The following is a 26080-nucleotide window of genomic DNA, read 5'->3' as shown; positions in this document are numbered from 1 at the left end:
AACAGCAGTTCACTCGGCGGTAAAAGTCTTAACTCCGGAAGCGGTGCCCAGCAACATCAGGTCGGCCGGGCGCAGGGCGAATATGCCGTTGGTGACGACGCCGGTGATATTGTTGATGGCCTCTTCCAGTGCCTTCGGTTCGGTAATCTTCAGATTGTGCACATCGAGAATGACATTGCCGTTGTCGGTGGTCACGCCCTGACGGTAAACCGGATCGCCGCCCAGCTTAACCAGTTCGCGCGCCACCAGCGAGCGCGCCATCGGAATAACTTCCACCGGCAGTGGAAAGTCACCGAGAATCGGCACCCATTTGCTCTCATCGGCGATACAGACAAACTCGTCGGAACAGGCCGCGACTATCTTTTCCCGGGTGAGCGCGGCACCGCCGCCCTTGATCAGTTGCAGTGCCGGATTTGCCTCGTCGGCACCGTCGATATAGAACTGGATGCCGTCGACGCTGTTCAGGTCGTAGACCGGGATGCCGTGGCCCTTGAGGCGCTCGGCGGAGGCCTCGGAGCTGGCCACAGTGCCGTCGAACTGGCCCTTGATCTCCGCCAGGTAGTCGATGAAGAAGTTGGCGGTGGAGCCGGTGCCGACGCCGACGATCGAATCGGCCTCCAGTTTCGGGGCGATGTAGTCCACGGCGGCGCGGGCTGTGGCCCGCTTCAATTCGTCCTGAGTCATACTGGGGAAAGTTTCCTGTGCAATTATTTGTGCCGAATTGCCGCAAAAGCGAGAAAATTTAGCGCGAGTGCGGTAAATCGGTAGTAAAGATGCTGGTAGAGCATTAGACTGGCGTCCGGTGCCGCGCGTCCTGCCGATTTCACTGAGCCGCTCAGTGAGCCACTATTACAGGGTGCCGCGCACAGAAATTAACCGCCGGTTTCAATCGCTACCGCTACGGCCACCGAAGTACGCCATGCCCAAGTCCTATATCAAGCGCATTTTAGACGCGCGCATTTACGATGTCGCCACCGAGACGCCGCTGGAGCCGATGCGCCAGCTGTCGCACCGCTTCAACAACCGTATTCTGCTCAAGCGTGAAGATCTGCAGCCGGTGTTCTCCTTCAAGGTGCGTGGTGCCTACAACAAGCTGTTGCAGCTGCCGGCGGAGCAGCGCGCCCGCGGCGTGATCGCGGCGTCTGCCGGCAACCACGCCCAGGGGCTGGCTCTGGGCGCGGCACAGCTGGGGGTGCGTGCGACTATTGTGATGCCAACGACCACGCCGCAGATCAAGGTCAATGCGGTACGCATGCGCGGTGCCGAAGTGGTGTTGCACGGCGACACCTTTGACGAGGCGGCGGCGCGGGCGCGGGAGCTGGTGGCGGAGCGCGATCTGGTATTCGTGCATCCCTACGACGACCCGGACGTGATTGCCGGTCAGGGCACCGTGGCGATGGAGCTGCTGCGGCAGTACACCGGCAACCTGGATGCGGTGTTTATCCCGGTTGGCGGCGGCGGTCTGGCCGCCGGTATGGCCGCCTATATCAAATACGTGCGCCCGCAGATCAAGGTCTATGCGGTGGAGCCTGAAGATGCCGCCTGCCTGAAGGCGGCGCTGGAGAGCGACGAGCGGGTGCGCCTGCCGCAGGTGGGGCTGTTTGCCGATGGCGTCGCCGTGGCGCAGATCGGCGAGGAGACCTTTCGCGTACTGCGCGAGACGGTGGACGGCGTTATCACCGTGACCACCGACGAGATCTGTGCGGCGATCAAGGACATCTTCGAGGATACCCGCTCGATCGCCGAACCCGCCGGCGCGGTCGGGCTGGCCGGACTGAAGAAATTCATCGAGCAGGGCGACAGCCGCAACGCCACGCTGGCGACCGTCTGCAGCGGCGCCAACACCAACTTCGATCGTCTGCGCTACATCAGTGAACGCACCGAAATTGGCGAGAAGCGCGAGGCGGTACTCGCGGTGACCATCCCCGAGCGCGCCGGCAGCTATCTGCAGTTCTGTCGCGACCTCGGTGATCGTGCCATTACCGAATTCAACTACCGTTACGCCAACAGTGGCGAGGCGCATATCTTTGTCGGCCTGCAGGTGGCGACGGATGCGGACCGGCGCCAGCTGCTGGAGAAGCTGGAAGCCGGCGGCTACCGCGTGACGGACCTGACCGACAACGAGATGGCCAAGCTGCATATCCGCCATCTAGTCGGCGGCCGAGCGCAGGGACTGACCGACGAGGTGGTCTACCGCTTCGAGTTCCCCGAGCGGCCCGGTGCGCTGCGCAAGTTCCTGGAGCATTTGGCGGGGCGCTGGAATATCACCCTGTTCCACTACCGCAACCACGGCGCCGCCTACGGCCGGGTACTGGCCGGTCTGCAGGTGCCCGCCGGCGAGCGCGAGCAGCTCAGGCAGCTGCTCGACCAGCTGCAGTTCCCGTTCTGGGACGAGACCGACAACCCCGCCTACCGTTTCTTCCTCGCCAGCTGATCCGTCTGCGCGAGGAGGCCCGTCAGGTAAGTCTGCTCAGTCAGGATGATTCCGCCGCCGCGTAGACCGGGGCGGTGGCCTTGTCTAACTTTTTTGCGCAAAAATGCGACAAATTTCGCAAAAAACAGACGCCGACCGGTTACTATTTCACCGCTTCTGAAGTATCTTCCCTGCGGTGGAACTTTTGCGTTGAAGTGAGTCTAACGCAGGGCGAAATGCACATAACAAGAACATCGATCTACAGGATGGTCCCAATGAAACCCGATGCACTGACAATCGCTGTGGTTGTCTTTGTTGCGGGCGTACTGTTGAGCAGCACGGGTCTGACCGAGGTTTTTGCCTCGGAACCGGAACCGCCGGCGGCTCTGCAGCAGGGAGTGGTGACCCGTTAGGCAGTTTGCCTGGTGCGCCGCTCTGTCCGCGAGCAAACGAAAAAGGCCGAACGCTAGTGCGTTCGGCCTTTTTCGTTTCAGCCTGCGGTGTTTTCGGTCAGCGGCAGCGGTAGATACGCGCCTCGGTCACCACTGCATCCAGCGGAATGTCCCAGCTGTCCGTGGGCAGCTGCGGCACACACTGCAACTGGTGGGCCGCGCCGATCAGGGCCGGCCCGGCACCGGGCAGCAGCCGCTTGAGCGCGAAGGTGCGGTCGTAAAAGCCGGCTCCCATGCCCAGGCGCGCGCCACTCGGATCGAACGCCACCAGCGGCAACAGCACCACATCCAGCTGTGCCGGCGGTTGCGTATGACCGCGCAGCGGCTCGGGAATGCGATAGCGGTTGCGGTGGGTCAACGGGCCGCCGTGCCAGCGGCGGAAGCGCAGGTGCGGGTGCGGTTCCGCCGGCAACACCGGCAGATAGAAGTGCTTGTCGGCGAAGCGCTGGAACAGCCAGCGCACATCCAGCTCCCCATCCATCGGCCAGTAGATGCCGACATGCTTTGCGCGCTGCATATGCGGGTCGCGGCTCAGGTGAATGGCGGCGGCGCGACCGTGCAGGCGCTGCTGGTAAACGCTGAGCTGGCGTCGGGCTGCCCGCATACGGCGGCGCAATTCAGCCTTTTCAGATCGGGCTTTGCTGTCGGTCATTGAATGGAGGGGCTGGAGAGAAATTAGGAGCCCCGAGTGTGCGGCTGCAGACGTAGCCTTGAACCGTAAAGTTCAAGGTGGCGGTCTCCGGGATACATAAGGCTTTCCGCTACATGGCGGACTTGCACACCAGCATCCGCTGGAAACCACCAGGGTCAGATTATCGGCTCGAGGACATAGTCAACTGGCCAACACCCCAGGGCAAGGAAATTATAACTCATGGGGGGGTGGAAAGGCTAAATGAGGTTGCTGCGGGAAGTTGCTCAAAATGCGGGTGTCAAGTCTGCCGGCGGAAATTGTGATGCCGCGCATGGCGACGGAATTCCGCTGTTTTTTCAGCTTTCCGGTGTATCGATTTTGCCGAGTGCTGACTGAACCTTTTCCTGCAGGCGGTCGAGCATTTCCTGCTCCAGCGGTACCCGGCTCAGCTCCGCCTTGGCCTGAATCAGTTCGTGCGCGATATTCAGTGCCGCCATGACCGCGATGCGCTCCAGGCCGATCACTGAACCGCTGGCACGGATGCGCGACATACGCTCGTGCAACAGGCGCGCAGAAGCCTGCAGCTCGGCGCGCTCGTCTTCGGCGCATGCGACGCGGTACTCCTTGTCGAGTATGGAGACGGTTACGGTTTCGGCGGTTGCTGCTGAGTCAGCCATCAGGATTCTTGCGTTAGCCCCTTGAGGCGGTTGATCATGGCTTCTACCCGCGAGCGGGCGGCCTCATTGTTTTTTACCAAGCGCTGGCGCTCGCGCTGCCAGTCGGCTTCTTGCCGACGCAGTTCGCGGTTGTCATCGGCCAGCTGCTGGCAGCGGGCGATCAGCGAATCCACAGTGCTTTCTAACGCTTGCAGCTTATCCATAATTCCTGCGCATAAGATCGAAGACCCGCAACACGACAGACTGCGAGGGATTCCGCTACTATATTGCCGGCGTATGGGTGGGTCAATCGCCCCACCCGCGCGGGCAATCACAAATTTGCCAGTTAGTACCAATTGTCGAGTGATCGCCGATTGCCGATGCGATTACCTGAATAAACTCTGATCATCCTGGAAAAATACTGAGCAGTAGTCATGACTTCAGCAGCCAACCGATTTGATTCCCTGGCCAATGCCATTCTCGCCGCTGGCGGCCACGCCGACCCCAGTGAGCTGCACGGTTTTGCCTGTGGATTTTTGGCCGCTGGCGCCGGCCCGGACATAAGCCGCTGGCAGAAAGAATTGGCGGCGCTGTTGGAGCTGGACGCGGTCCCGGCAGACCTGAACCGGGAATTTCTGCAGCTGGCACAAGACGCCCAGCAGCAGCTCGGCGACAGCAACTTTGATTTTCAGTTGCTGCTCAGCGACGAGCAGGATATTACCGCGCGCACCCTGACCCTCGGTCACTGGTGCCAGGGTTTTTTGCACGGTTTCGGTATCGGTGCGTATAAGGGGGAGTTGTTGCCCACCAGCAAGGAGGCGCTGCAGGACATCGGTGCGATTGCGCAGGTGGATGCCGACCAGGTGGACGAGTCCGAGGAGGCGGAAAGCCAGCTGCTGGAATTACAGGAATATGTACGCATGGCCGCGCTGAATATTTTTACCGAAGTTCGCGGCGATAAATCCGGCAAGGGGCCCACTGTTCACTGATGGCTGTTAATAAAGCTGCGCCGCCAGCGATCGCCAAAGCGGAATACGCGCGCCGCCGCGCGCGCCTGATCGCCAGTATGGCGCCGGACAGCCTGGCCATCGTGCCGGCGGCACGCGAACAGCTGCGCTCGCGGGATACCTATTTCCCGTTTCGCCAGGACAGTGACTTTCTCTATCTGAGCGGATTTAACGAGCCCGAGGCGCTGCTGGTGCTGGTGCCGGGGCGCAGCCAGGGCGAGACCCTGCTGTTTTGTCGCGAGCGCGATGCGGAGAAGGAAATGTGGGACGGCCCGCGGCTGGGGCCGGAGCGCGCCGCGGAGCAGTGTGGTCTGTGTGACGCTTTCCCGATCGGCGACCTGGATGACATCCTGCCGGGGCTGATCGAGGGGCGCGAGCGTATCTACTTTACGATGGGGCGTTTCCCGCAACTGGACCGACGGCTGCAGAATTACCTGCAGGCCGTTGCGTCGGCACCGGGCAGCGCCGGCGCGCCGGAAATGGTCGACCTGGATCACCTGCTGCACGACCTGCGGCTGTACAAGAGTGCCCAGGAGCTGCGCCTGATGACCCGCGCGGCGGAGATCAGTGCCGAGGCGCACCGTCGCGCGATGGCCCGCTGCCGTCCCGGCCAGTACGAATTCCACCTGGAGGCGGAGATACTGCACACATTCGTTGCCGCCGGTGCCCGCGAACCCGCCTACCCGACCATCGTCGGCGGCGGTAAAAATGCACTGGTGATGCACTACTGCAGCAACAGCGCGCCGTTAAAAAGTGGCGATCTGGTGCTGGTGGATGCCGGCTGCGAGTACCGCGGCTACGCCGCCGATGTGACGCGTACCTATCCGGTCAACGGCCGGTTCAGCGGCGCGCAAAAAGCCCTGTACGAAATTGTGCTGGCGGGGCAGAGTGCGGCCATTGAACAAATCCGTGCCGGCAATGACTGGGACCAGCCGCACGTGGCCAGTGTCGAGGTCATCACCCAGGGCCTGGTGGATCTCGGCCTGTTGCGCGGCGAGGTCAGTGGCCTGATCGAGTCCGGCGCCTATCGCCGTTTCTATATGCACCGCGCCGGTCACTGGCTCGGCATGGATGTGCACGACGCCGGCGACTACCGGGTGCACGGTCAGTGGCGGCAGCTGGAGCCGGGCATGGCGATGACCGTCGAGCCGGGCATTTACGTTGCAGTCGACGATGACACGGTACCGGAAAAATTCCGCGGCATCGGCATTCGCATCGAGGACGATGTGGCACTGACCAAAGACGGGCCGCAAGTGCTGTCGGGGGCGGCGCCGAAAACTGTCGCGGATATCGAATACACCATGCGCCAGGGACAAGATCTGGTGCAGGAGGAATTGTGGTGACCAAGCAATTACAACAGGTGGACGTCGCCATTGTCGGTGGCGGTATGGCGGGCGCCAGCCTGGCGCTGATGCTGGCCCGCTATTGTCCACAGCTGTCGGTGGCATTGCTGGAGCAGCGCGCCCTGCCGGACGCGGGTGCCAGTGTGCAGCTGCCCAGTTTCGACACCCGGGCCACTGCGATTTCCGCCGGCAGCCTGCAGATTTTTTCCGAGCTGGGGCTGTGGGCGCAGTTGCGCGACTACTGCGCGCCGATTCAGCGCATTCAGGTCAGCGATCGCGGCCACGCACTCGGCGTCTCCCTGCACGCCGAGCGGCATGAACGGGCCAGTTTCCAGGGCATGCTCGGCGCGGTCATCGAAAACGCCGCGCTGGGGCCGGTCCTGCACGAAGCGCTGGCACAGACACCGGTGCAGCTGATGGCGCCGGCGCAGGTCTCCGAAGTACAGATGGGGGCCGATGGTGCCCGCCTGCGTTGGCATGCCGGTGATGATGGCGAGCAGGCAGAATTGAAGACCCCGCTGCTGGTAGTGGCAGATGGCGTCAATTCTCCCCTGTGCCGCCAGCTGGGTGTTGAAATCGAAACGATACAGTACCGGCAGCGTGCGCTGGTCACTACAGTTGGACTGCAGCGGGATCACGGCGGCGTCGCCTACGAGCGCTTTACCGACGCGGGCCCGATGGCGCTACTGCCGCTGCCCAGGCGCGACGGCCAGCACCGGATGGCGTTGGTGTGGACCTGCGCGGAGGAAGAGGCGCGGGCGCTGACCGAATTGAGCGATGATGCCTTTGTCGAGCGCCTGCAGCGCGCCTTCGGCTGGCGTGCCGGTCGTATTCAGCGTGCGGGCAGCCTGCAGGGCTACCCGCTCAGCCTGTCGCTGGCGCGGGAGCAGTGGCGCCGCAACCTGGTATTGGTGGGCAACTGCGCGCATTTCCTGCATCCGGTGGCCGGACAGGGCTTCAACCTGACACTGCGCGACTGTTACGCTCTGGCGCAGGCCCTGACGGGCGCGGACTTGGCGCAGGATTCATCTGATCAGCTAGACTTGTTACAGGAATATGGTCGGGATCGTCAGCTGGACCAACAACTGACAATTGGTTTCAGTGACCGGATACCGCCGCTGTTTGCCTCGTCCAACCTGATGGTGCAGGGCTTGCGCCAGGCGGGTATGCTCGGACTGACCCTGGCGCCGCCGCTGCGCGCGAGTTTCGTCGGTCAGGCGGCGGGTTTTGGGCTTTAATAGTGCCCACCCCCGGTGTTTAGCCGGTAGGGGCACGCAAGGAATAGCCAGCTTATGATCAGACACCGTTTGGATATCGCCATCGTCGGCGCCGGTATGGTGGGCCTGGCCCAGGCCGCGCTGCTGGCGGTTCGCCATCCGCAGCTGCGGGTGGGGCTGTTGGAGGCCTCCACCGATGTGCCGCAGGTGCCGGCCGAACACTACGATCCCCGCGTCGTCGCCCTGACCCAGGCCTCCCGCGAGCTGCTCGAGGAAACCGGTGCCTGGGCGGAAATCAGCGATCATCGCGCCTGCCCCTACACCGAGATGCGCGTGTGGGATGCGGAGGGCACCGGCTCCGTGCGCTTCAACAGCCGCGATGTGCAGATGCCCAATCTCGGCCATATCGTCGAAAACAATGTGGTGGTCGCTGCGCTGCGCGCGCGTATCGATGCGCTGCCGAACGTCGAGCTGGTCAGCGGCTTCCGCCTGGACAGCTGGTGGCGCGACTGCGGTCTCTGGTACCTGCAGCCGCGCAGTGACCGTACCGATCTGGTCGAGGGGCTGAACGAGGGCGCGGAGACACTGTGCACGCGCCTGCTGATCGGTGCCGATGGAGCCCGTTCCAAGGTGCGCGATCTGCTGCATATCCGCTCACAGGATACCGATTACCATCAGAGCGCGCTGGTGTGTGTGGCCCGCAGCGAGAAACCGCATCAGCACACCGCTTGGCAGCGCTTCCTGAAAACCGGTCCGCTGGCATTCCTGCCCCTCGCCGGACTCGGTGACGAGCATCACTGTGCGGTGGTCTGGTCCGCGGACGAGGAGCTGGCGCGCGAACTGGTGATGCTGGACGACCAGGCTTTTTGCCTGAACCTGGAAAAAGCCTTCGAAAGCTGTCTCGGCCGCGTGGAGTCGGTCAGCGAGCGTTTTTCCTTCCCGTTGCGCGCGCGCCACGCGGAGTCTTACTGCGGGCCCGGAGCGGCGCTGATCGGCGATGCCGCCCACAGTATCCACCCGCTGGCGGGGCAGGGCGTGAACCTGGGCCTGCAGGACGTGCGCGTGCTGAGTGACGAAATAGGCCGCGCACTGAAGCGCGGCCTGGAACCCGCAGATTCCTCGGTGCTGGAGCGTTACCAACGTCGCCGCCGCGGCGATAACGCCGCGACCCTGAAAGCCATGAGCACGTTCAAGTCTCTGTTCGGCGCCGGTGATCTGCACTGGCGCTGGCTGCGCAACACCGGTTTGAGTATGGTAGACGCCAGTCCGCTGCTGAAAAAACGCATTATTCTGCGCGCCATGGCGGTGTAGGCTATTACCCCCATATCAGTGGCGGGTCGCGCGCCCGCCCGCTGCAGCAATGCTTTATTCGCGCAATGATTTAATAAGAAGGCCTCTCACCCTTGAGCGACTGGACCGTCGTATATCAGTTCCCAATTGATAAAGATCTCAGCGAGCTGGCGCAGTTTATTCGGCGCTACCGGCTGCCGTTGCGTATCACCGAAGAAAACAATCGCCAGATCCTTTCCTCCCTCGACCCGCATCTGGGAGAAATGCTGTTGCCGCTGTTGCGGCGCTGGGATACGGGGGAAATCAGTCTTGCCGATGTGCACCTGGAACAGGTGCCTGCCGAAACACCGACAGAAGAGGCTGGGGCGAAGAAGCCTGCGGACACCGAGATTGGTGCAGGCGACTTGCCCGTCGAAGAAACAATTTCGGAATCCGCCGCGATGTCGCCGCTGCCGAGCTGGCCCTGGCGAAAGACACCACTCAGCCTGATTTTAATCGGCATGTGCTTTCTCGGCTGGTTCTTGCTTTCCAACAATCTCGTCGAATCACTGCTTATCTATCCGGATCGTGGCGGTGACTTCCAGTTGGATAAATCTACCCTGGCCTGGCACTGGGCACAGGGAGAATACTGGCGCTTGTGGACGCCGGCGCTGGTGCATTTCTCCCTGCCCCACGCGCTGTTCAATGCGCTGGGAATCTGGATACTCGGGCGCTCTGTGGAGGCGCGCGCCGGAACCCTGCCATTTGCCGTGCTGGTATTGGTGAGTGCGGCGGTCTCCAACCTGACCCAGTTCTATTGGTCTCCACAGATTGTGTTTGGCGGCATGTCCGGTGTTGTCTACGCGCTGGTCGGCGGTGTCTTTGTGTTGCGGCGCCGGCAGCCCGGCTGGCGCGATGTCCCCAGCGGTATCGTACCGCTGGCGATCGCCTGGCTTCTATTGTGTGCGACCGGACTGATAACCTTGATCTTCGGTGTCGGTGTCGCCAATGCCGCGCATATCGGCGGCTTCGTCTGCGGCGTTGTGCTGACGTTGATTTACTGTCGGGTCGGCGGCGCGCGAAAATTTGCCCCCAACAGTTCGACAGCCTGAGGCCTATGATTCTACTGCTTGTCTATGTGTTGATTGCGCTCGGCTTTTCTTTTTTGTGCTCCATTGCCGAGTCGGTCATTCTCAGTGTCACCACCCCCTATGTCAGTCTGCTCGAGCGCGAGGGCCACAGGGCTGGCCGAGTTCTGCGCAAGCTCAAGGAAGATATCAACGCGCCGCTGGCTGCGATTCTGACGCTCAACACCATTGCCCATACTGCTGGCGCCGCCGGTGCCGGTGCCCAGGCCGCCGCCGTGTTCGGCAATCAGTACCTGGGGATTGCGTCGGCAATACTGACACTGCTGATTCTGGTTTTTTCCGAAATCATTCCGAAGACTCTCGGCGCCCTGTACTGGCGGCAGCTCGCACCGGTAATGGCATACGCCCTGCGTGTTCTGGTGTGGCTGCTGTACCCCTTTGTAAAAATGTCCGAATGGCTGACCCGTGGCATGTCCCGCGGGCCGACACTGACCGGTTTCAGTCGCGATGAATTTGCGGTAATGGCAGAGATCGGCGAGGCGGAGGGGCAGCTGGAGCGCCGCGAGTCGAGCATTCTGCGCAACCTGTTTTTTACCCTGCGCGATTATTCGGTGCGCGAGGTGATGACGCCGCGCACCGTGGTTTACTCCCTGTCCCAGAACGCCACCATTGGCCAGTCCTACGAGGAGGTGGAAAAGAGCCGTTTTTCCCGCATTCCCGTCTATGAGCAGGAAGATCCGGATTGTGTCGTCGGCTTTGTACTGAAGCAGGAATTGTTGCTGGCCTTCGCCAAGGGCGAACAGGATAAACAGCTGTCGGAGTTTCGGCGCGATATGCTGATGCTGCCGGAAACCGCGACGATTTATCAGGCCTTTCAGAAAATGCTCTCGCGGCGTGTGCAGATCAGTGCGGTGCTGGATGAGTATGGCAGCCTCGAGGGGTTGGTAACCCTCGAGGATCTGTTGGAAACCTTATTGGGCGAGGAGATCGTCGACGAAGCGGACAAGACTGCGGACCGGCAGGAAGTCGCCAAACGCCTGTGGCGGTTGCGCTCGAAAAGGCACGGCTTGAAAGTGGACGAAGCCGCAAAGCCGGATCAAGAAGACACCGAGGCAAGTGACAAGGCTGACGAAGAGCGCGATCGGTCTGGTGATTGAAACTGCGCATTTGGGTCCATGTCTTTAACTCAAGACAAAACCCACCAACATGCCTGCGGCTTCTGAGCTGGTCTGGTGTCACCTTTCACTGGCGGCACGGGCAGCGAAGTTTCACCGGCCGTTCGTTGCCGCCGCGTGCAAAATTTCCCGTATTCAAACTGCCGGGTCGATAGTGTCGCCGAGACTGTTGTTGACCCGGAACCAGCCGGTGACGCTGTAGCGCGGCCGGTTGACCGTCAGCACCTCGTGGGGAAATTCCTCGCTGAGGAAAATCACCATCTGCCCGAAGCGTGGCGCCACTTTCAGCAGCGGCTCCGCCGACGGAGCTTCGCCGGTTTCCGGTGGGTATATCGCCAGTTCGCCACCGTCGCGCGGCTGCCAGTTGGGAGTCAGGTAGAGCACGGTGCTCAACACCCGGTTGGTACTGCCCTTAAAGGCGTCCAGGTGCTTCTTGTAGAAGGTGCCGCGGTCATAGTAGGCGTAGTGGCACTCGTAATCGAACAGTCCCAGGAACAGGCGGCGGTTCAGCCCCAGACGCAGCGTTTCCATCCAGCTCAGATAGGCGGCCACCGCCGGATTCGCGCGATCCAGCCAGAAAATTTCGTCGCTGCGCACGAAGCGGTTGAGTTGGTGCTCGTCCTCGCGGCCGATGCCGGCGCGCCTGAAGCGCTCGCGGTCAATGGAGCGGAAATGGCGCAGCAGCCCGGCCAGCAGTGCCGGCGGCAGCGGTGCGGGCAGCACTATATAGCCGTCCTTGCGCAGTGCCGCGGCGATCAGGTCCATAGGGTCGCCGTCGCGCGGGCCGGACCGGCGGTCCTCCGCGAGGGCAGAGATAGCAGCGTTCAATCAGGGAGCTCCGGAGCAGCGATCGGCGGCGGGATGCCGCCCGTGGGGATGTGTTCTTATACACGCAAAAGGAACCAGCGCAAAGCAATAATGAAGCCCCGGACCGGCGTCGCAGAGCAGCGTTATGCATACCGCCGCCGGGGCGGGCCGGCGGGTCGCGACCATGGGCATTGCCAGCGCAAAAAGTGTCGCCGAATCTTTGGCGGCAACGGCGGCGCTCGGCAGGTTTTAGTCCCAGCGCCTGCTAGGCTTGCAGATCATATATGTATTAGAAGCGGGCCGGCTGGTCACGCCAGCCGCCGAACCGCTAGAATACGCCGCTTTCTTAACCTGCTGAATTGAGAACAAAAGATGGGAAACAGAACGCCTCTGTATGACACACATGTCGCCATGGGCGGCAAGATGGTGGATTTCGGTGGATGGGACATGCCGCTGCACTACGGATCACAGCTGGAAGAGCACAACAAGGTGCGCACCGATGCGGGCATGTTCGATGTCTCCCATATGACCGTGGTCGATGTGGACGGCGACGGCGCCCGCGACTACCTGCGCTACCTGCTGGCCAACGACGTGGCCAAGCTGGACGGCACTCCGGGCAAGGCGCTCTACACCGGCATGCTGAACGAGCAGGGCGGTGTGATCGATGACCTGATCGTCTACCTGCGCGACCCGGGCTACCGTGTGGTAGTGAACTGCGCCACGCGCGAGAAAGATCTGGCGTGGATGAACAAGCAGGCGGAAGGCTTCGACGTGACCCTGAGTGAGCGCCCGCATCTGGCGATGGTGGCCATCCAGGGCCCCAATGCGCTGGCCAAGGCCAAAGAGGTGCTGGGAGTCGACTGGATTCCTTCCATCGACAGCCTCAAGCCTTTCCAGAGTGTGGCGCGCGGTGACTGGTTCGTGGCCCGCACCGGCTACACGGGTGAAGACGGCCTGGAAATCATGCTGTCCGGCGAGGATGCGCCGGGTTTCTGGCGCGCACTGGCGGACGCCGGCGTGGCGCCCTGTGGTCTCGGCGCCCGCGACACCCTGCGTCTCGAAGCGGGTATGAACCTGTACGGCCACGAAATGGACGAAGAGACCTCGCCGCTGGTGGCGAACATGGCCTGGACGGTCGCCTGGCAGCCGGAGGACCGCGACTTTATCGGCCGCAAGCCGCTGGAGCAGGAGAAGGCCGCCGGCGTGAAGGAAAAACTGGTCGGCCTGGTGCTGGAAGAGCGCGGTGTGCTGCGCGCGGACCTGCCGGTGGTAGTGGACGGCAGCGAAGACCGCGGTATCATCACCAGCGGTACATTTTCTCCGACCCTGGGCTACTCTATTGCGCTGGCGCGTGTGCCGGTGACCGTAGGTGACAGCGCCCAGGTGGAAATGCGCAAAAAACTGGTGCCGGTCAAGGTCGTGAAACCGTGCTTTGTGCGCAACGGTAAATCGGTAATCTGACGGCCGCCCGGCAGCGGGCAAGCCCTTCCGGGCATTCCCGCTGCGGCATGAATAATATTTACAGATGCTTAATCGAGGGATCACAGCATGAGCGAAATCCGCAATGAACTGAAATATCTGTCCAGCCACGAGTGGGCCCGGCTGGAAGAGGACGGCACCGTCACTGTCGGTATCAGCGACCACGCCCAGGACGCGCTGGGCGATGTGGTTTACGTCGAGACTCCGGAAGTAGGCACCACTCTGGCGGCCGGTGACGAAGCCGGTGTGGTCGAGTCGGTGAAGGCGGCCAGCGATATCTACTCGCCGGTTTCCGGTGAGGTGGTTGCGGTCAACGAGGCGCTGGAAGATGCTCCGGAAACCGTCAACTCCTCACCCTACGACGATGGCTGGTTCTTCCGCGTGAAGCCCAGTGACGTGAGCGAACTGGACAATATGCTGGATGCCGACGCCTATCGCGCTGAAGCCGAGGAGTAATCCCGGCCGGTGACCATTAAAAAAGCCGCGGCGATTTTGCCGCGGCTTTTTTATTGCTGATGGTTCCGGCTCAGCCTAACTTACTGGCCGCTCACCGGCTGCAGTAATGCCTTGAGGCCGATCCTTTTCAGGTAGGTCCGCACCGTCTCCTCGATTTCTTCCGCGCATTGCATACCCAGCACCTGTTGCAGCAGTTTTTCCATGTCTGCCTTGCGCACCGCGCGCAGTGTCGCCTTGACCCGCGGCAAGTTGGTGGCGTTCATCGACAGCACATCGTAGCCCATGGCGACCAGCAGCAGCGCGCCGCCGGGGTCCCCGGCCAGCTCACCACAGATGCCCACCTTGGTATTGGCGACGTGGCCGGCTCTGACGATTTCCTGCAGGGCGCGCAGCACCGCCGGGTGCAGCGCGTGGTAGATGTTGGCCACGCGGCTGTTGTTGCGGTCTACGGCGAGCAGATACTGGGTCAGGTCGTTGCTGCCGACGGAAATGAAATCCGCGTGCTCGGCAAGTTCGCGCACCTGGTAGACCGCCGACGGCACCTCGATCATGATCCCGAGCGGCGGCATGGGGATGTCATAGCCCTCTTCCCGCAGTTCCTTGTGGGCGCGCTCGACCAGCTTGCGCGCGGACTCCAGCTCGCCGAGACCGCTGATCATCGGCAGCATGATGCGCAGATTGTCGAGACCGACGCTGGCCTTCATCATCGCCCGCACCTGCGCCAGGAAAATTTCCGGGTGGTCGAGGGTTACGCGAATACCGCGCCAGCCGAGGAAGGGGTTGGTTTCCTCGATGGGGAAGTAGGCCAGGGCCTTGTCGCCGCCGATATCCAATGTGCGCATGGTTACCGGGCGGGGGGAGAAGGCTTCCAGCTGCTCGCGATAGATCTCGCGCTGCTCCTCTTCCGACGGGAAGCGGTCGCGCAGCAGGAAGGGTACTTCGGTGCGGTACAGGCCGACGCCCTCGGCGCCGCGTTCCAGCGAGCGCACCACGTCTGCCATCAGGCCGGTGTTGACCCACAGGCGCACGCGGTGGCCGTCGGCGGTCTCGCCCGGCAGGCTCGCCATATGGTCCAGGTTGCGCGCCAGTTCGCGCTCCTCGGCGACAATGCTGTCGTAGCGGCGCCGGAGCTCCGCACCGGGGTGTACGTGCAGCTCACCGCGGTAGCCATCCACCACGATTTCCGCGCCGTCGATGGTCTCGTAGGGCAGATCCTGCGCGCCCATGACCGCCGGCACGCCCATGGCGCGGGCGATAATCGCCACGTGGCTGTTGCCAGAGCCCTTGACTGAAACGGCACCGATCAGTTTTTCCCGCGGCACCTCGGCCAGCACCGCGGCGGTGAGCTCTTCGCCAATGAGAATGGTGTTTTCGGAATAATCTTGCCGGCTCGGTTGTTGCTCGCGCAGGTGCATCAATACACGTGCCCCCAGGTCGCCTAAATCGGCGGCGCGATCGCGGAAATAGGAATCGGACATCGCCTCGAAGCGGCGCACATGTTCGAGCATAACCTCCGCCCAGGCGCGCGGTGCGCTGACCCGCTGGCGGATGCGGTCGCACACCTCGACCGCGAGGGAGCTGTCGTCGAGCATGCTGATGTAGGCGTCGAACAGGGCGCGCTCCTCGCGGTTCAATTCGCCCTTGAGGCGTTCGCCCACTGCGCGTATCTCTTCCCGCGCGTTTACCAGAGCCTGGTGAAACAGCGCCAGTTCGGCATCCACGTCTGTACAGCAGGTGAAAGGCACGGTAGCGAGATTGGCCTGCGGGGCGACGATATGCACGCGGCCGATGGCGACCCCGGGGGAGGCGGCGATACCGGTGAACTTGGCCTCGCGCCGCTGCTGACCGATGACCGTCAGGGCGCCGGTCGCTTCGGCGTGGGCAATCACCCCGGCCAGCTGCGCCGACAGCGTAATCAGGAAGGCTTCCTCGCCCTCATCGAAGCGCCGCTTCTCCGCCTGCTGCACGACCAGTACGCCGAGGACGTTGCGGTGGTGGATGATCGGGGTGCCGAGAAAGGCGCTGAAGCGCTCCTCGCCAGTGGCGGGGAAGTACTGGTAAGCGGGGTGGGCCTCGGCCTGTTCCAGGTTGATGGGTTCCTCGCGGGTGACCACGTTGCCCACCAGGCCCTCGCCCGGGGCCAGGCGCACCTGACCAACCGCGTCCTGATTGAGGCCGCGCGTGGCCATCAGCACATACTGGCCGGACTGCTTGTCGCGCAGATATACCGAGCAGACGCGGGTGTGCATCACGTCGCGCACCCGGCGCACAATAATATCCAGCACCGCCGGCAGGTCCCGAGCCGCGTTGACTTCCTGAACGATACTGCGCAGAGATCCGAGCAAAGGCCTGTCCTCGCCATTCAACGGAATTGTTCAACTGGCCAAAAGCAGTCTTAGTGCCTTGCTATCAATCTTCACTTATTGATAGTTTTGACCGCGGCAAAGCCGGCTGCGGCTATCAGGGCTAGCCCTGATCGCGCAGCCAGCGTCTTTCCAATTGTATTTGCTGCGGGGCCAGTTCGGTCAGCGCGCGGCGATATACCTCGCGCTTGAAGGTCACCACCTTGCTGAGCGGGTGCCAGTAGCTCACCCAGCGCCAGTGGTCGAACTCGGGCTTGTAGCCGTTGTTAAAGCTGATTGCACTCTCCTCTGCCTCCAGCTTGAGCAGATACCATTTTTGCTTCTGCCCGATGCACAGGGGTTCGGAGCGCCGACGGATCAGGCGCTGCGGCAGGCGATAGCGCAACCAGCCGCGGGTGCAGGCGATCATGCTGACCTGATCCCGGGTCAGTCCGATTTCCTCATACAGTTCCCGATAGAGCGCGTGCTCCGGGCTTTCGCCCGGATTGATACCGCCCTGGGGAAACTGCCAGGCGTCCTTACCGCCCACCCGCCTTGCCCAAAGCGCCTGGCCGCGGGCATTCAGCACTATGATGCCGACATTGGGGCGGAAGCCCTCGGCGTCGATATTGCTGCTGTTGTCGTCACCGCGCCTCCGGTTTTTGCGATTGCTGCCCGGATTATCGCTGCGGTTTGACTGTTTGGCGGACTTGCGGCGGTTTTTTCGCCCAGCGTTCGCTGGCTTGCCGTCGCCCAAAATACCGTCCTCAATTCTGTTGCGCGCGGCCATCCGCCGCGCCTGCTTGCTCCGCATTGTTCCACAGCGGGGGGCATTCCGGCAATTGGGCTCTCGTTAGAGTGAATTGGTCGGTGTGCAGCGACCGCCAGCGGGGTAAAATTGCCCGCCGTGTTTGTGGCGCGTAAAGCGCGCTTGGCGGCAGAATTGGCGTGGGGAATCTATAGTTACGGGGGAGTCCGCGGTGCATCTGGCAATATTTGATCTCGACAACACACTGATTGGTGGCGACAGCGATTACGCCTGGGGCGAGTTCCTGGCGGAGCGTGAGCACGTCGACGTCGATCGCTATCGCTCCGCCAATGACCGCTTCTATCAGGACTACCAGCGTGGTGAGCTGGATATCTTCGCCTATTTGGAATTCGCCCTGGAGCCCCTGGCGCAGCTGTCCCGCGGTCAACTGGAAAACCTGCAGCAGGAGTTCATGCAGGAGGTGATCAGCGAAATCTGGTTACCGCGCGCGGAAGAATTGATTGGCCGCCATCGCCGCGACGGGCACCACATTATGATCATCACAGCCACCAATCGCTTCGTGGTGGAGCCTATCGCCGCGCGCCTGGGGGTCGATACGCTGCTGGCCACCGAGCCAGAAGAAGTGGAGGGGCGCTTTACCGGCCGGGTGGTGGGCGAACCCTGTTACCAGGGCGGCAAGGTGGTGCGCCTGCGCCAGTGGCTGGCCCACAACCCGGAATTCGACAGTAGTGAAAAGTGGTTTTACAGCGACTCCATCAACGATCTACCGCTGTTGCAGCAGGTTGAACACCCGGTAGCGGTGGATCCGGACACGCGCCTGCGCGCCGAGGCCGAAGCGCGTGGCTGGCCAGTGATCAGCCTGCGCGACAGCGAATAAAACCGCGGTATTTATCGTAAGTTGAGTGATTTGGGGAATTTTGTGAGCGGAAGAATGGTTCGGCGTAGAAAAGTAGCGCTGATTTTTGCCCTTTTGGCGGGACTTTCCGCCTGTGAACAGAAGCGTGTCGAGCAGTCGCCGGCACAGCAGGAGGCGACGTCCCAGGTATTCAATGAGAAGGCCGCCGAAGAGCTGACGCGGGCCGTCTGGCAGGCCGGCGAAGCCCAGTTGGCCGATACCCGTGCCGCCGTGGAAGCGCTGCAGCGCGCGGTGGCAACGCTGCTCGACCAACCCACGGAGGACCATCTGGAGTCGGCCAAACTGGCCTGGCTGGAAGCGCACCGGGATTTCGCCGCGGCGCTGCCCTATATCCAGTTGGCTTTCGCACCGGCGGAACTGAGGGGTCAGGGGCGCCAGCTGCTGCTGGCGCTGGACAGCTGGCCGGTGCAGCCGGGCTACCTGGATACGGTGCCGGGATACTCAGACAGCGGTATCGTTAACGACACGGCGATAGAACTCACCCTGGCCAACCTGCGCAAGCAGCACCGGCTGACGGCGCACGAGGAGGCGAGCACCGGTTTTCACGCGATGGAGATCATGCTGTGGGGACCGACCAGCGAACGTACCGCGGAGCAGTTCCAGCAGGTCAGTGAAGGCGAGAAGCCGGAAGCCCTGGCGGCCAACCGCCGGCGCGAACTGACCCGCCTGATCGGCCGGGGCATCGCCGAGGACGTGGACGGACTGGCGCGCCGCTGGCCGACCGGCGCCAACGACCTGTCCCGCCATTTCCTCGCGCTGGGGCCGGCGGCGCGCCTGCAACAGATCCGTGCCGCACACACCCGTATGCTGGACGAGGAATTGCTGCGGCGCCTGCCGGAGAGCTCCGAGAGCGATGTCGAAAGCGGCCGTGCGGCGGACTCCAAGCAGGCGCTCCTGCACATGCTCGACACCCTGCGTTCCAACTGGGTGCCGGCAGAGGGGCGCGGGCTGGCCGAGCTGTTGCTGGACCGCCATCAGGTCGCGGCCCTGGCGCAGACTTTTGCCGAGCTCGAGGCGCTGTTGCTGAAAATGGAGGATCCGATCGAACTGGCGGAATTGGAACAGCTGGCGCAAGCACGGGAACTGCTGGAGCAGATGGCGGGCCTCATCGCCGGGACTGCGCAGGTGCCGGTAGCCGAGGACGAGATAACACCGGTGGCGCTGCCGCTGGACGGCTAGTGACTACTCACTGCCCGGCCGTTGCGACAGCGCTGCGGCTCGAATGCACAAACGACAAACCCCGGCCGAGGCCGGGGTTTGTGTTCTTGGCTACCGCTGTGACAGCGGCGGCTGCGGCGTATTACCAGCGGCGAACCGGGCCGGTATCTACGTGGACGAAGTTACTCTTCGGGTAGTAACCCACTCCACCTGCCCGCAGGTCCAGTGCCGCCTTACGCAGCTTGGACAGGGGGACACCCGGCATGCGGATATCCAGCGCCATACCGCGAGTGTGGTAACTGCGCTTGGCGACACCGCGGCCAGCTGCACGCAGCTTGGCGTTGGTCTTCGGTGAACGATAACCGGAGATAATCTCGACCTCACCGTTATAGTTCAGTTTTTCCTTCAGCTTGTAGACAATGTCGAACAGCTTCGGATCCATGCGCGTGACTTCGTTGGCGCGGTGGTCGCGCAGCAGGCGGTTGAATTGCTTCAGGCCGCTGCTATCGTAGTCACCTCCCGACCAGTAGGCGGTATTCAGCCTTTCCCCGGTGTGCAGGTTGCGCATTTTCAAAGAGCGGGCGTTACCCACTTTTGCGAAGGTCGGCCCGGCGCTGACCGCCGCAGCTGTTGCGCAGGTCACTGCCAGGAATCGACGTCTGGATGGATTCTTCATACCTAATTTTCCGCCTCGTCGTGTATGTATCTTCTGTGTCCCGGTGACGCTTGGCGTCGCTGGGCACGGGGAGAAATGTACAAAAAATAACCAGGTGTTACAAACCTATCTCTGCTAATTCGCAATTAATCCAATAAAAGCACTGGTACTTTGTTTCTCCCTGCACTACGCGATGCACCGGATTACGGGGATCTGTGGGGAACGCGGGGGCAAAAATGGCGACAGCGTTGTCATTTAAGGGGCCAATACTGAAAAATAATTTTTCTGTGACTGTTTGGTTCTAGTTTTGGCGATAAAGCGGTGCTGGAGGACCTGATGCCGGAATTTGGGCATCTGAGCCGGAGAAATGGTGCCCTGGTGGCGTGGTGGCCCTAATTGGTGGCTGCAGAGTCAGTGTCGTGATGGTAAATGTCGCGGCGGAAATGGGGGCGCCCGTTCGCATCCACCCAGGCGGTCAGGTAGGTGATAAATAGGCGCGGCGGCCGCTCTATCCTGATATTGAGCGGTTCGTCGCCGGTGGTTGCCTGGGCGACGCGGGGTCTGTCCCAACCTTGCGGGCGCAGGAGGGCATAGGCCAGTTCCTCCGGGTGTTGCAGGCGTACACAGCCGTGACTGAAGGCGCGCTCATGCAGCTCGAACAGGCTCTGGGCCTGGGTGTCGTGCAGGTATATCGACTGTCGATTTGGCATCACGAACTTCACCCTGCCCAATGTGTTGCCGGGTCCGCTGACCTGGCGCAGGGTGGCGTCACCGCCGGCCGCGCGGGCCAGGCCGTCGGCGGAAATGGGGACGGCATTGCCGCTGCCGTAATTGACGACGCGATAGCCGCGCTTGTGCATCGCTTCGGGATTGTTGCGCGCCTTCGGCAGCATGTCGGTCAGCAGAATGCTGCGCGGCACTGTCCAGGTGGGATTGAATACGACGTTGGTAACCCGGGTGCGGAGTGTCGGCGTGCGGCTGCTGGTTTTCCCGACTACCGTTTTCATCCTCAGTGTCACCATGCCCTTCTCGACCAGCTGCAACTGGTATTCCGGGACATTGATAAACAGGTAGCGTCCTTCCCTGGGCAGTGACAGTTTCTTCCAGCGCTTGGCATTCAGCTCTAGCTGGCGCGCGCGCTCAGTGGGCGGCACCGCCAGCTCCGCCAGTGTATCGGCTGCGACGATGCCATTCGGATGCAGTCCGTGGCGCCGCTGATAGCGTTCCACCGCCTCCTCTAGCGCGCTGTCGAAGCGCTGTGAATCGGTAGCGGCGACGGTCACCGGGCCGGGCAACCCGGTGTAGTCACCGTAGAGTTTCAACAGTCTGCGCAATTGCACCACCCGCTTGTCCCTGTCGCCGGCCTGTAATGCCTCTCCCTCCGCCATCGGCTGCCAGTCTTTTGCCAGCTCGCGGTAGCGTTCGGCCGCACCGAGTAATTGCGCACTGGTAGCGGCGGGGTCCAGTGCCGGCACCGGTTGCGGCGCACGCGCTGAGCCGACCAGCGGCGGCATAGCCGCTACTGCCAGGACCAGCAGTGCTGCCAGCCAGCGGCTGGCTCGTGTGCAGGCTCCGTATCCGGCATTGCCGTGTGCCATGACTCACCCCGGTTCCCGGCTGCCGCTTGGTAATGCAGATCCGTCTGCCGCTTCGGGTTCATCGCGTCCGTAGATATCCGGGCGGAACTGCAATAACCCGTCTTCGTCCACCCAGGCGGTCCAGTAGGCGATATACACCGGGATCGGATTTTCCAGCTCGATGCCCTGGGTGCGATTGCTGAGCAGGGCGCGTTCGATCCGGGTTTCACTCCAGTTGTTTTGCTGCGCCAGCATCATGCGGGCAAACTCCAGAGGTTTTTCCAGGCGGATACAGCCGTGGCTGAAGGCGCGCTGGCCGCGCTTGAACAGGTGCTTACTGTTGGTGTCGTGCAGAAAAATCGCCTCGCGGTTGGGGATCACGAATTTGACCCGTCCGAGCGCATTACCGGGGCCGCCCTTTTGCTGCAATGTCACTTTGCCGCGCCGCACTCCGGCGACATTGCGGCGGGTAAACGGCACCGCTCTGCCGCTGTGATTGACGAGTCGGTAGCCGTCGGCACTGAGGGTGGCGCTGCCCTTCGGAAGCAGTTCGCGCAGGGCAATATTCGGCGGCACGCGCCAGATCGGGTTGAATACCACCCGCGTCATACGTGTTGCCAACTGCGGGGTCTCGTGCTTCGGCTTGCCCACCACGACACGCATGCGGAACTGCTCGCGCTCGCCGTCGATCAGTCGCAGGCTGTAGTCGGGGATGTTCACGACGATGTAGCGCGGCCCCAGATCCTTGGGCAGCTGCTGCCAGCGCTCGAGGTTGGCGCTCAGGGTCTGTACATGTTTTGCCGGGCTGGTATTCAGGCGCGCCCGGGTGCGTTCATCCACCAGCGCGTCTTCTTTCAGACCGTGACGGCGCTGGAAGCGGCGCACCGCCTCCTGCAGGCGCTCGTCGTACTCGTCGGCGCGACGGTTTGCCGCGGTGTGATCGTCCAGGCTGTAGTCGCCGTACTGCATCAACAGGCTGCGCAGTTGTGCCACGCGGGGATCGCGCATGCCCGGTACCAGGGGTTGGCCCGGGTCGAGCGGCTGCCAGTTGTCGCCGTCGGCGAGGGCGCTGTAGCGGGCCAGCTCTTCCTGCATCAACGCATACTGGCGCCCGTAGGGCGTAAACGGGTCGGTGCTGCCGAGTTCACTGGCGGTCGCCGCCGGTTCGGGCGCCGTACTGGCCAGTGGCAGCTCGATAGCAAAGGACAGTGCCAGCGCCAGCGCCAGCGCGCTGCAATGGTGGGAAGTGCTGCGGCGGTCAGGATGGTCGCGCAGTAAGTGGAGCTGGTTGCCAACACCCATAAGTCACCCCGGTAAGCAGGAATTTATCAGTCGGACTGATTGCTCTGCTCACATTGGTAACTTGTGACCGGTCGGCCCTTAATACTATTGGGTAATGCGCTGGTGCTATCTGCGGGAAGAAATGGAATATGCCGCGGAAACTGCGGGGGCGATCCTGCGGATCGGCCCCCGCCGGGCGGCTAGAACTGGTTGGCCTCGAGGCCATCCTTGCCGTAGATGTCGGGGCGGAAATTGAGGCGACCCTCGCCATCCACCCAGGCGGTCCAGTAGGTGATATAGACCTTGACCCGCTGCGTCAGCTCCACTTCCGTGGTCTCGTCGCCGACGGTCAGCTGGTCGATGCGCCACTGGTCCCAGTCACCTTCGGGGCGCAGCAGGGCTTCGGCCAGGTGGCGCGGTTTCTCCAGGCGAATACAGCCGTGGCTATAGTCGCGGTTGGTGAGGCCGAAAAGCTTGCGGGCGCGGGTGTCGTGCAGATAGATATCGTCCTTGTTCGGAATCTCGAACTTCACCCGGCCGAGGATGTTGTCCTCACCGCCCAGCTGGCGCAGCAGGTAAGAGCCGGCGCCCGCCGCGGACAGGTTCTTTTGCGTTAGCGGCAACAGCTCGCCGCTGCCACTGACCACCCGGTAGCCCATTTCCTCCATGCCGCTGGGGTTGGAGCGGGCCTTGGGCAGCAGCTCGTTGACGAGGATGCTGCGCGGTACCGTCCAGGTCGGATTGAACACCACCTTGCTGACGCGGGTGGTGATCTCCGGGGTGGCGTGCTTTTTCTTGCCCACGACGACGTTCATCGACAGCTTCACCCAGTCGCTCTCCACGTAATGCAGCTTGTACTCGGGCACATTGACCTGGATAAAGCGGTCGCCGAGGTCTGCCGGCAGTTGCTCGCGACGGCGAATGTTGAGCTCGACGATGCGGGCGCGCGCCGCCGGCGACAGGTTCAGGCGCTTGCGGGTCTCGCGACCGACGATGCCGTCCGGCTTGAGGCCGTGACGTCGCTGGAAGCTCAGTACCGCTTCGTGCAGGCCGCGGTCGAACGTATTGCGTTCGGTGCCGCCATAGCCGTAGTAACTGCGGTAGTCCCCGTACAGTGCGAGCATGTCGCGCAGCAGGCCCACGTGGGGGTGACGCGCGCCGATGGTCATCGCGGGTCCGCGGGGCAGCGGACGCCAGCGGCCGCTGGCGGACAGGTTGCGCAGCCGTGTCAGTTCGTTGCGCAGTGCATACACTTCGCCGCCATAGGGGGTGTTTTCCTCGAAGTAGGGGCCTTCGCTGTTCTCCGAGGCTTCTGTGACCGGGGCCGCGTTGCCCTGGTTGTAGTAGACGCGACCGTAGTTGCGACCGCTATAGGTGCGGCTGTCATAACTGCGGTTGTTGTAGCTGCGATTGTTACTGCTGCGGTTGCCCCACGTTGAATAGTGGCGCGAGCGGTAGGTGTTGTTGTCGCGAGTGTAGTAACGGCTGCTGGTGTTGCCGCTGTCACTCGCGCGGTTGTAGCCACGAAAGTATTTGCTGCCGCTGTGGCTTGGGGCGGTCTGCTGCCGGCCGGCTGTCAGCGCCACCAGCTTGAACTCGCCCTGGGCATTGTAAACAGGGGTGATGTCCCGGGGTGGGCGGCTCTTCGGACTGATTTTGTCGAGCTGGGTGTCCTGGGCGTAAGACACGAATGCATCGGTCAGCAACACGTCGAGTACCGCTGCCATCTGCAGTCGCTGTGGCGTATCGCGCAGGGTGCGGTCGAAATAGCCCAGGTGGTAGCGGTAATCCACCATGCTGCTGGGGTTGCCGGAACTGGCCGCGGTGAGCTGCTTGAGCAGGTCGTTGGCGGTGTCGCTGAGGCTGTAGTTATCGAACCACAGCAGTCGATAGTCGGTGCGCTGGTAGATGCGCCGTACCGCGGCGGGATTGAAGATCGGATCCTGCGCCGGCCAGGCGTCGGGATTTTCCTCCAGCCAGTGCACCAGGTGTGGGCGCACGGCGTTTTCCGGCAATACCGGAACCGTCTGCTGGTTCGCGGCAAAGGCGTAGTAGAGGGCAAAGACACACAGGCTGCCGAGAGTCAGCAGCGGCAGTGGTGATTTGCGTTTACGGCGCTCTGGGTTGAAATACGACATGGTACCTCAGCGATACTGCAGGGGCCCGGTATAGTCTCGGTGAAAATGCCGGGCGCCAGATCGTTCATACCTTCCCAACCTGCGGCGAGCCGGTCCTGTTGTGCGTCGGTAATTACCGACGGCCCGCCTTTGTCATGCGTCCCGCGCGACCTTCCTTTTATATAGACTGCTGTCGATACCCCGCTTGCGCGTATATCAACCAATTTCAGCCTGTGAAAATAAGTATGGCAACAAATGCGGAATTTGCTTGGCGTTTCTTTCCTCTCACATTACGTTGAGGGCAGGATTTGCGACCGGCTGGTTCCGGTTCTTGTCGCCGGTGCCGACGCCAATAGGTGACGGCTAGTCGAGGGAAAAATGACGGAGGGGTTCTGCCGCTGTGCCGGCGATATAGGTTCTCTCCCACAGCTGGCTGGCGCCGCGCCGGTCGATCGCGATCAGGGTGCTGGCGCGGGTGCCGTAGCCGCCGGATCCTCCACCGCGCGGTGATTCAGGCGAGTCTCCGACCTCTATCTGCACGAACAGGGGCGACAGCGCCATCTCCATCGCGTGGCCGACGCCGGTATCCGGCAGCTGTGCCGGCGGCGCTGTGGCCCTGTCCTGCAGCAATTCCAGCGCCGGCGATACGAAGTTGTCTTCGCTGACCGCACCGTCAATGCCTTCGATCAGGCGCGCCAGTCCCGCCTTGCCCTTTTCCACTTTCGGCCATGGCGCATCTGGCGCGCCGTTGGAGATACCGTGCACGCCGGTGGTAAACGCGAACGGCGTGTGCCGGTTGCCGGCACAGACCAGCTCGGAGTCGGCGCCCAGCTGAAACAACAGCGCGTTGAAGCCGCGGTAGCGGGATACCTGCAAGCTATCGGCATAGTGTCGCGGCGCCATCGAGCTGAGAAGGAAATTACGCGGTATGTCGCCGCGGGATAGCGGCTCGGCCGGTGTTGGCCGGCCCGGCTCGCGGATATTGGTGACCGCCGCCGCGCGGCCGCGGGCCATGCCGGCCCAGGTGCCGCCGGCCTCGAGGTCGCGGCCGGCGATGAACTTGCCTTCCGCCCAGGGGCCGGCGGGGGTGCTGGGCCTGTCATAGAACTCGTCCCGATTGGCCAGCAGCAACAGCGGGTATTCGGGGTGGCAGCGATAGGCAAATAGCAGCAGGCACATAGGTTTTTCGCGGTGGTCCGGTCGGAGGCGCCCCTTTCGCTGTGGGGCGCTTTGCGACCATAATACGCGCTTCGCCAATAATCTCGATTCGCC

Annotated in this window: 24 protein-coding genes and 1 other RNA gene; 12 read left to right on the top strand and 13 right to left on the bottom strand. The window is 62.5% G+C overall.

What is annotated here, in order from left to right:
• Positions 1 to 9: 9 nt before the first annotated feature.
• The gene (rpiA, locus tag BLW36_RS08635; protein WP_091387315.1) at positions 10 to 684 is read right to left on the bottom strand and encodes a ribose-5-phosphate isomerase RpiA; all 675 of its coding nucleotides are present in this window, start codon (positions 682 to 684) and stop codon (positions 10 to 12) included.
• Between the two features lie 235 nt (positions 685 to 919).
• Between rpiA and ilvA the strand changes: the two genes are divergently transcribed.
• Both ilvA and BLW36_RS17340 read left to right on the top strand, forming a co-directional pair.
• Positions 920 to 2434, top strand: coding sequence for a threonine ammonia-lyase, biosynthetic (ilvA, locus tag BLW36_RS08630; RefSeq protein ID WP_091387313.1), 1515 nt, complete (start codon positions 920 to 922; stop codon positions 2432 to 2434).
• A 254-nt stretch (positions 2435 to 2688) separates the two neighbouring features.
• Positions 2689 to 2826: a hypothetical protein gene (locus BLW36_RS17340; protein ID WP_170833165.1), complete on the top strand. Its 138-nt coding sequence runs from the start codon at positions 2689 to 2691 to the stop codon at positions 2824 to 2826.
• Positions 2827 to 2923: 97 nt separating this feature from the next.
• Here BLW36_RS17340 and BLW36_RS08625 read toward each other — a convergent pair whose 3' ends face one another.
• The 4 genes from BLW36_RS08625 to BLW36_RS08610 form a co-directional block, all read right to left on the bottom strand.
• Positions 2924 to 3517 carry a 5-formyltetrahydrofolate cyclo-ligase gene (locus BLW36_RS08625; protein ID WP_091387311.1) on the bottom strand — a complete coding sequence of 198 codons (594 nt, stop codon included), beginning with the start codon at positions 3515 to 3517 and terminating at the stop codon, positions 2924 to 2926.
• 25 nt (positions 3518 to 3542) lie between these two features.
• A non-coding RNA gene (gene ssrS / locus BLW36_RS08620) (6S RNA) lies at positions 3543 to 3723 on the bottom strand.
• A gap of 129 nt (positions 3724 to 3852) precedes the next feature.
• Entirely contained in the window at positions 3853 to 4173 is a 321-nt protein-coding gene (locus BLW36_RS08615; RefSeq protein ID WP_091387309.1) for a cell division protein ZapA, read from the bottom strand.
• Positions 4173 to 4376 (bottom strand): TIGR02449 family protein, encoded by a 204-nt coding sequence (locus BLW36_RS08610; RefSeq protein WP_091387307.1) that lies wholly within the window; start codon positions 4374 to 4376, stop codon positions 4173 to 4175. Before BLW36_RS08610 ends, BLW36_RS08615 begins: the two co-directional genes overlap by 1 nt.
• Before the next feature lie 210 nt (positions 4377 to 4586).
• Here BLW36_RS08610 and BLW36_RS08605 point away from each other — a divergent pair, with 210 nt between their 5' ends.
• The 6 genes from BLW36_RS08605 (at position 4587) to BLW36_RS08580 (ending at position 11233) form a co-directional block, all read left to right on the top strand.
• On the top strand, positions 4587 to 5141 hold the full coding sequence (locus tag BLW36_RS08605) for a UPF0149 family protein (RefSeq protein ID WP_091387305.1): 555 nt from the start codon (positions 4587 to 4589) through the stop codon (positions 5139 to 5141).
• A complete protein-coding gene (gene pepP / locus BLW36_RS08600) occupies positions 5141 to 6502 on the top strand; it encodes a Xaa-Pro aminopeptidase (protein WP_091387303.1) in 1362 nt (453 codons plus the stop codon). The genes BLW36_RS08605 and pepP overlap by 1 nt, the downstream gene beginning before the upstream one ends.
• Entirely contained in the window at positions 6499 to 7740 is a 1242-nt protein-coding gene (gene ubiH / locus BLW36_RS08595) for a 2-octaprenyl-6-methoxyphenyl hydroxylase (protein WP_091388599.1), read from the top strand. Before pepP ends, ubiH begins: the two co-directional genes overlap by 4 nt.
• Before the next feature lie 54 nt (positions 7741 to 7794).
• Complete coding sequence (locus BLW36_RS08590; protein WP_091387301.1) at positions 7795 to 9030, top strand: UbiH/UbiF/VisC/COQ6 family ubiquinone biosynthesis hydroxylase; 1236 nt, start codon at positions 7795 to 7797, stop codon at positions 9028 to 9030.
• A gap of 92 nt (positions 9031 to 9122) precedes the next feature.
• Positions 9123 to 10100 (top strand): rhomboid family intramembrane serine protease, encoded by a 978-nt coding sequence (locus BLW36_RS08585; RefSeq protein WP_091387299.1) that lies wholly within the window; start codon positions 9123 to 9125, stop codon positions 10098 to 10100.
• Positions 10101 to 10105: 5 nt separating this feature from the next.
• Positions 10106 to 11233, top strand: coding sequence for a CNNM domain-containing protein (locus BLW36_RS08580; protein WP_091387297.1), 1128 nt, complete (start codon positions 10106 to 10108; stop codon positions 11231 to 11233).
• Between the two features lie 153 nt (positions 11234 to 11386).
• On the opposite strand, the gene BLW36_RS08575 is transcribed toward BLW36_RS08580, so the two are convergent.
• A complete protein-coding gene (locus BLW36_RS08575) occupies positions 11387 to 12079 on the bottom strand; it encodes a 2OG-Fe(II) oxygenase (RefSeq protein ID WP_244506199.1) in 693 nt (230 codons plus the stop codon).
• A 351-nt stretch (positions 12080 to 12430) separates the two neighbouring features.
• On the opposite strand from BLW36_RS08575, the gene gcvT reads away from it, so the two are divergent.
• Together gcvT and gcvH are read left to right on the top strand one after the other, a co-directional pair.
• Entirely contained in the window at positions 12431 to 13519 is a 1089-nt protein-coding gene (gene gcvT / locus BLW36_RS08570) for a glycine cleavage system aminomethyltransferase GcvT (RefSeq protein ID WP_091387293.1), read from the top strand.
• An 87-nt stretch (positions 13520 to 13606) separates the two neighbouring features.
• A complete protein-coding gene (gcvH, locus tag BLW36_RS08565; protein WP_091387291.1) occupies positions 13607 to 13993 on the top strand; it encodes a glycine cleavage system protein GcvH in 387 nt (128 codons plus the stop codon).
• A gap of 80 nt (positions 13994 to 14073) precedes the next feature.
• Here gcvH and ptsP read toward each other — a convergent pair whose 3' ends face one another.
• Complete coding sequence (gene ptsP, locus BLW36_RS08560) at positions 14074 to 16338, bottom strand: phosphoenolpyruvate--protein phosphotransferase (RefSeq protein ID WP_091387289.1); 2265 nt, start codon at positions 16336 to 16338, stop codon at positions 14074 to 14076.
• Between the two features lie 121 nt (positions 16339 to 16459).
• Positions 16460 to 17125 (bottom strand): RNA pyrophosphohydrolase, encoded by a 666-nt coding sequence (locus BLW36_RS08555; protein WP_091387287.1) that lies wholly within the window; start codon positions 17123 to 17125, stop codon positions 16460 to 16462.
• A gap of 190 nt (positions 17126 to 17315) precedes the next feature.
• On the opposite strand from BLW36_RS08555, the gene BLW36_RS08550 reads away from it, so the two are divergent.
• The gene (locus BLW36_RS08550) at positions 17316 to 17981 is read left to right on the top strand and encodes a histidinol-phosphatase (RefSeq protein WP_091387285.1); all 666 of its coding nucleotides are present in this window, start codon (positions 17316 to 17318) and stop codon (positions 17979 to 17981) included.
• A gap of 54 nt (positions 17982 to 18035) precedes the next feature.
• Positions 18036 to 19199 (top strand): imelysin family protein, encoded by a 1164-nt coding sequence (locus tag BLW36_RS08545; RefSeq protein WP_244506198.1) that lies wholly within the window; start codon positions 18036 to 18038, stop codon positions 19197 to 19199.
• 121 nt (positions 19200 to 19320) lie between these two features.
• Here the strand turns inward: BLW36_RS08545 and mepK are convergent, their stop codons facing one another.
• The 5 genes from mepK to BLW36_RS08520 all read right to left on the bottom strand — a co-directional run bounded on the left by mepK (position 19321) and on the right by BLW36_RS08520 (position 25987).
• The gene (gene mepK, locus BLW36_RS08540) at positions 19321 to 19854 is read right to left on the bottom strand and encodes a peptidoglycan L,D-endopeptidase MepK (protein ID WP_091387282.1); all 534 of its coding nucleotides are present in this window, start codon (positions 19852 to 19854) and stop codon (positions 19321 to 19323) included.
• Between the two features lie 371 nt (positions 19855 to 20225).
• Positions 20226 to 21431 carry a L,D-transpeptidase family protein gene (locus BLW36_RS08535; protein WP_091387280.1) on the bottom strand — a complete coding sequence of 402 codons (1206 nt, stop codon included), beginning with the start codon at positions 21429 to 21431 and terminating at the stop codon, positions 20226 to 20228.
• A gap of 3 nt (positions 21432 to 21434) precedes the next feature.
• Positions 21435 to 22712: a L,D-transpeptidase family protein gene (locus BLW36_RS08530; RefSeq protein WP_091387278.1), complete on the bottom strand. Its 1278-nt coding sequence runs from the start codon at positions 22710 to 22712 to the stop codon at positions 21435 to 21437.
• Positions 22713 to 22891: 179 nt separating this feature from the next.
• A complete protein-coding gene (locus BLW36_RS08525) occupies positions 22892 to 24829 on the bottom strand; it encodes a L,D-transpeptidase family protein (protein ID WP_091387276.1) in 1938 nt (645 codons plus the stop codon).
• A gap of 342 nt (positions 24830 to 25171) precedes the next feature.
• The gene (locus BLW36_RS08520) at positions 25172 to 25987 is read right to left on the bottom strand and encodes an NRDE family protein (RefSeq protein WP_091387271.1); all 816 of its coding nucleotides are present in this window, start codon (positions 25985 to 25987) and stop codon (positions 25172 to 25174) included.
• Positions 25988 to 26080: the final 93 nt, after the last annotated feature.

Origin of the sequence: Microbulbifer marinus (genome assembly GCF_900107725.1) — a bacterium.
Classification (GTDB): Bacteria; Pseudomonadota; Gammaproteobacteria; order Pseudomonadales; family Cellvibrionaceae; genus Microbulbifer; species Microbulbifer marinus.
The sequence above is the reverse complement of the archived record's forward strand: the minus strand, read 5'-3'. Positions and strand labels throughout refer to the sequence as shown.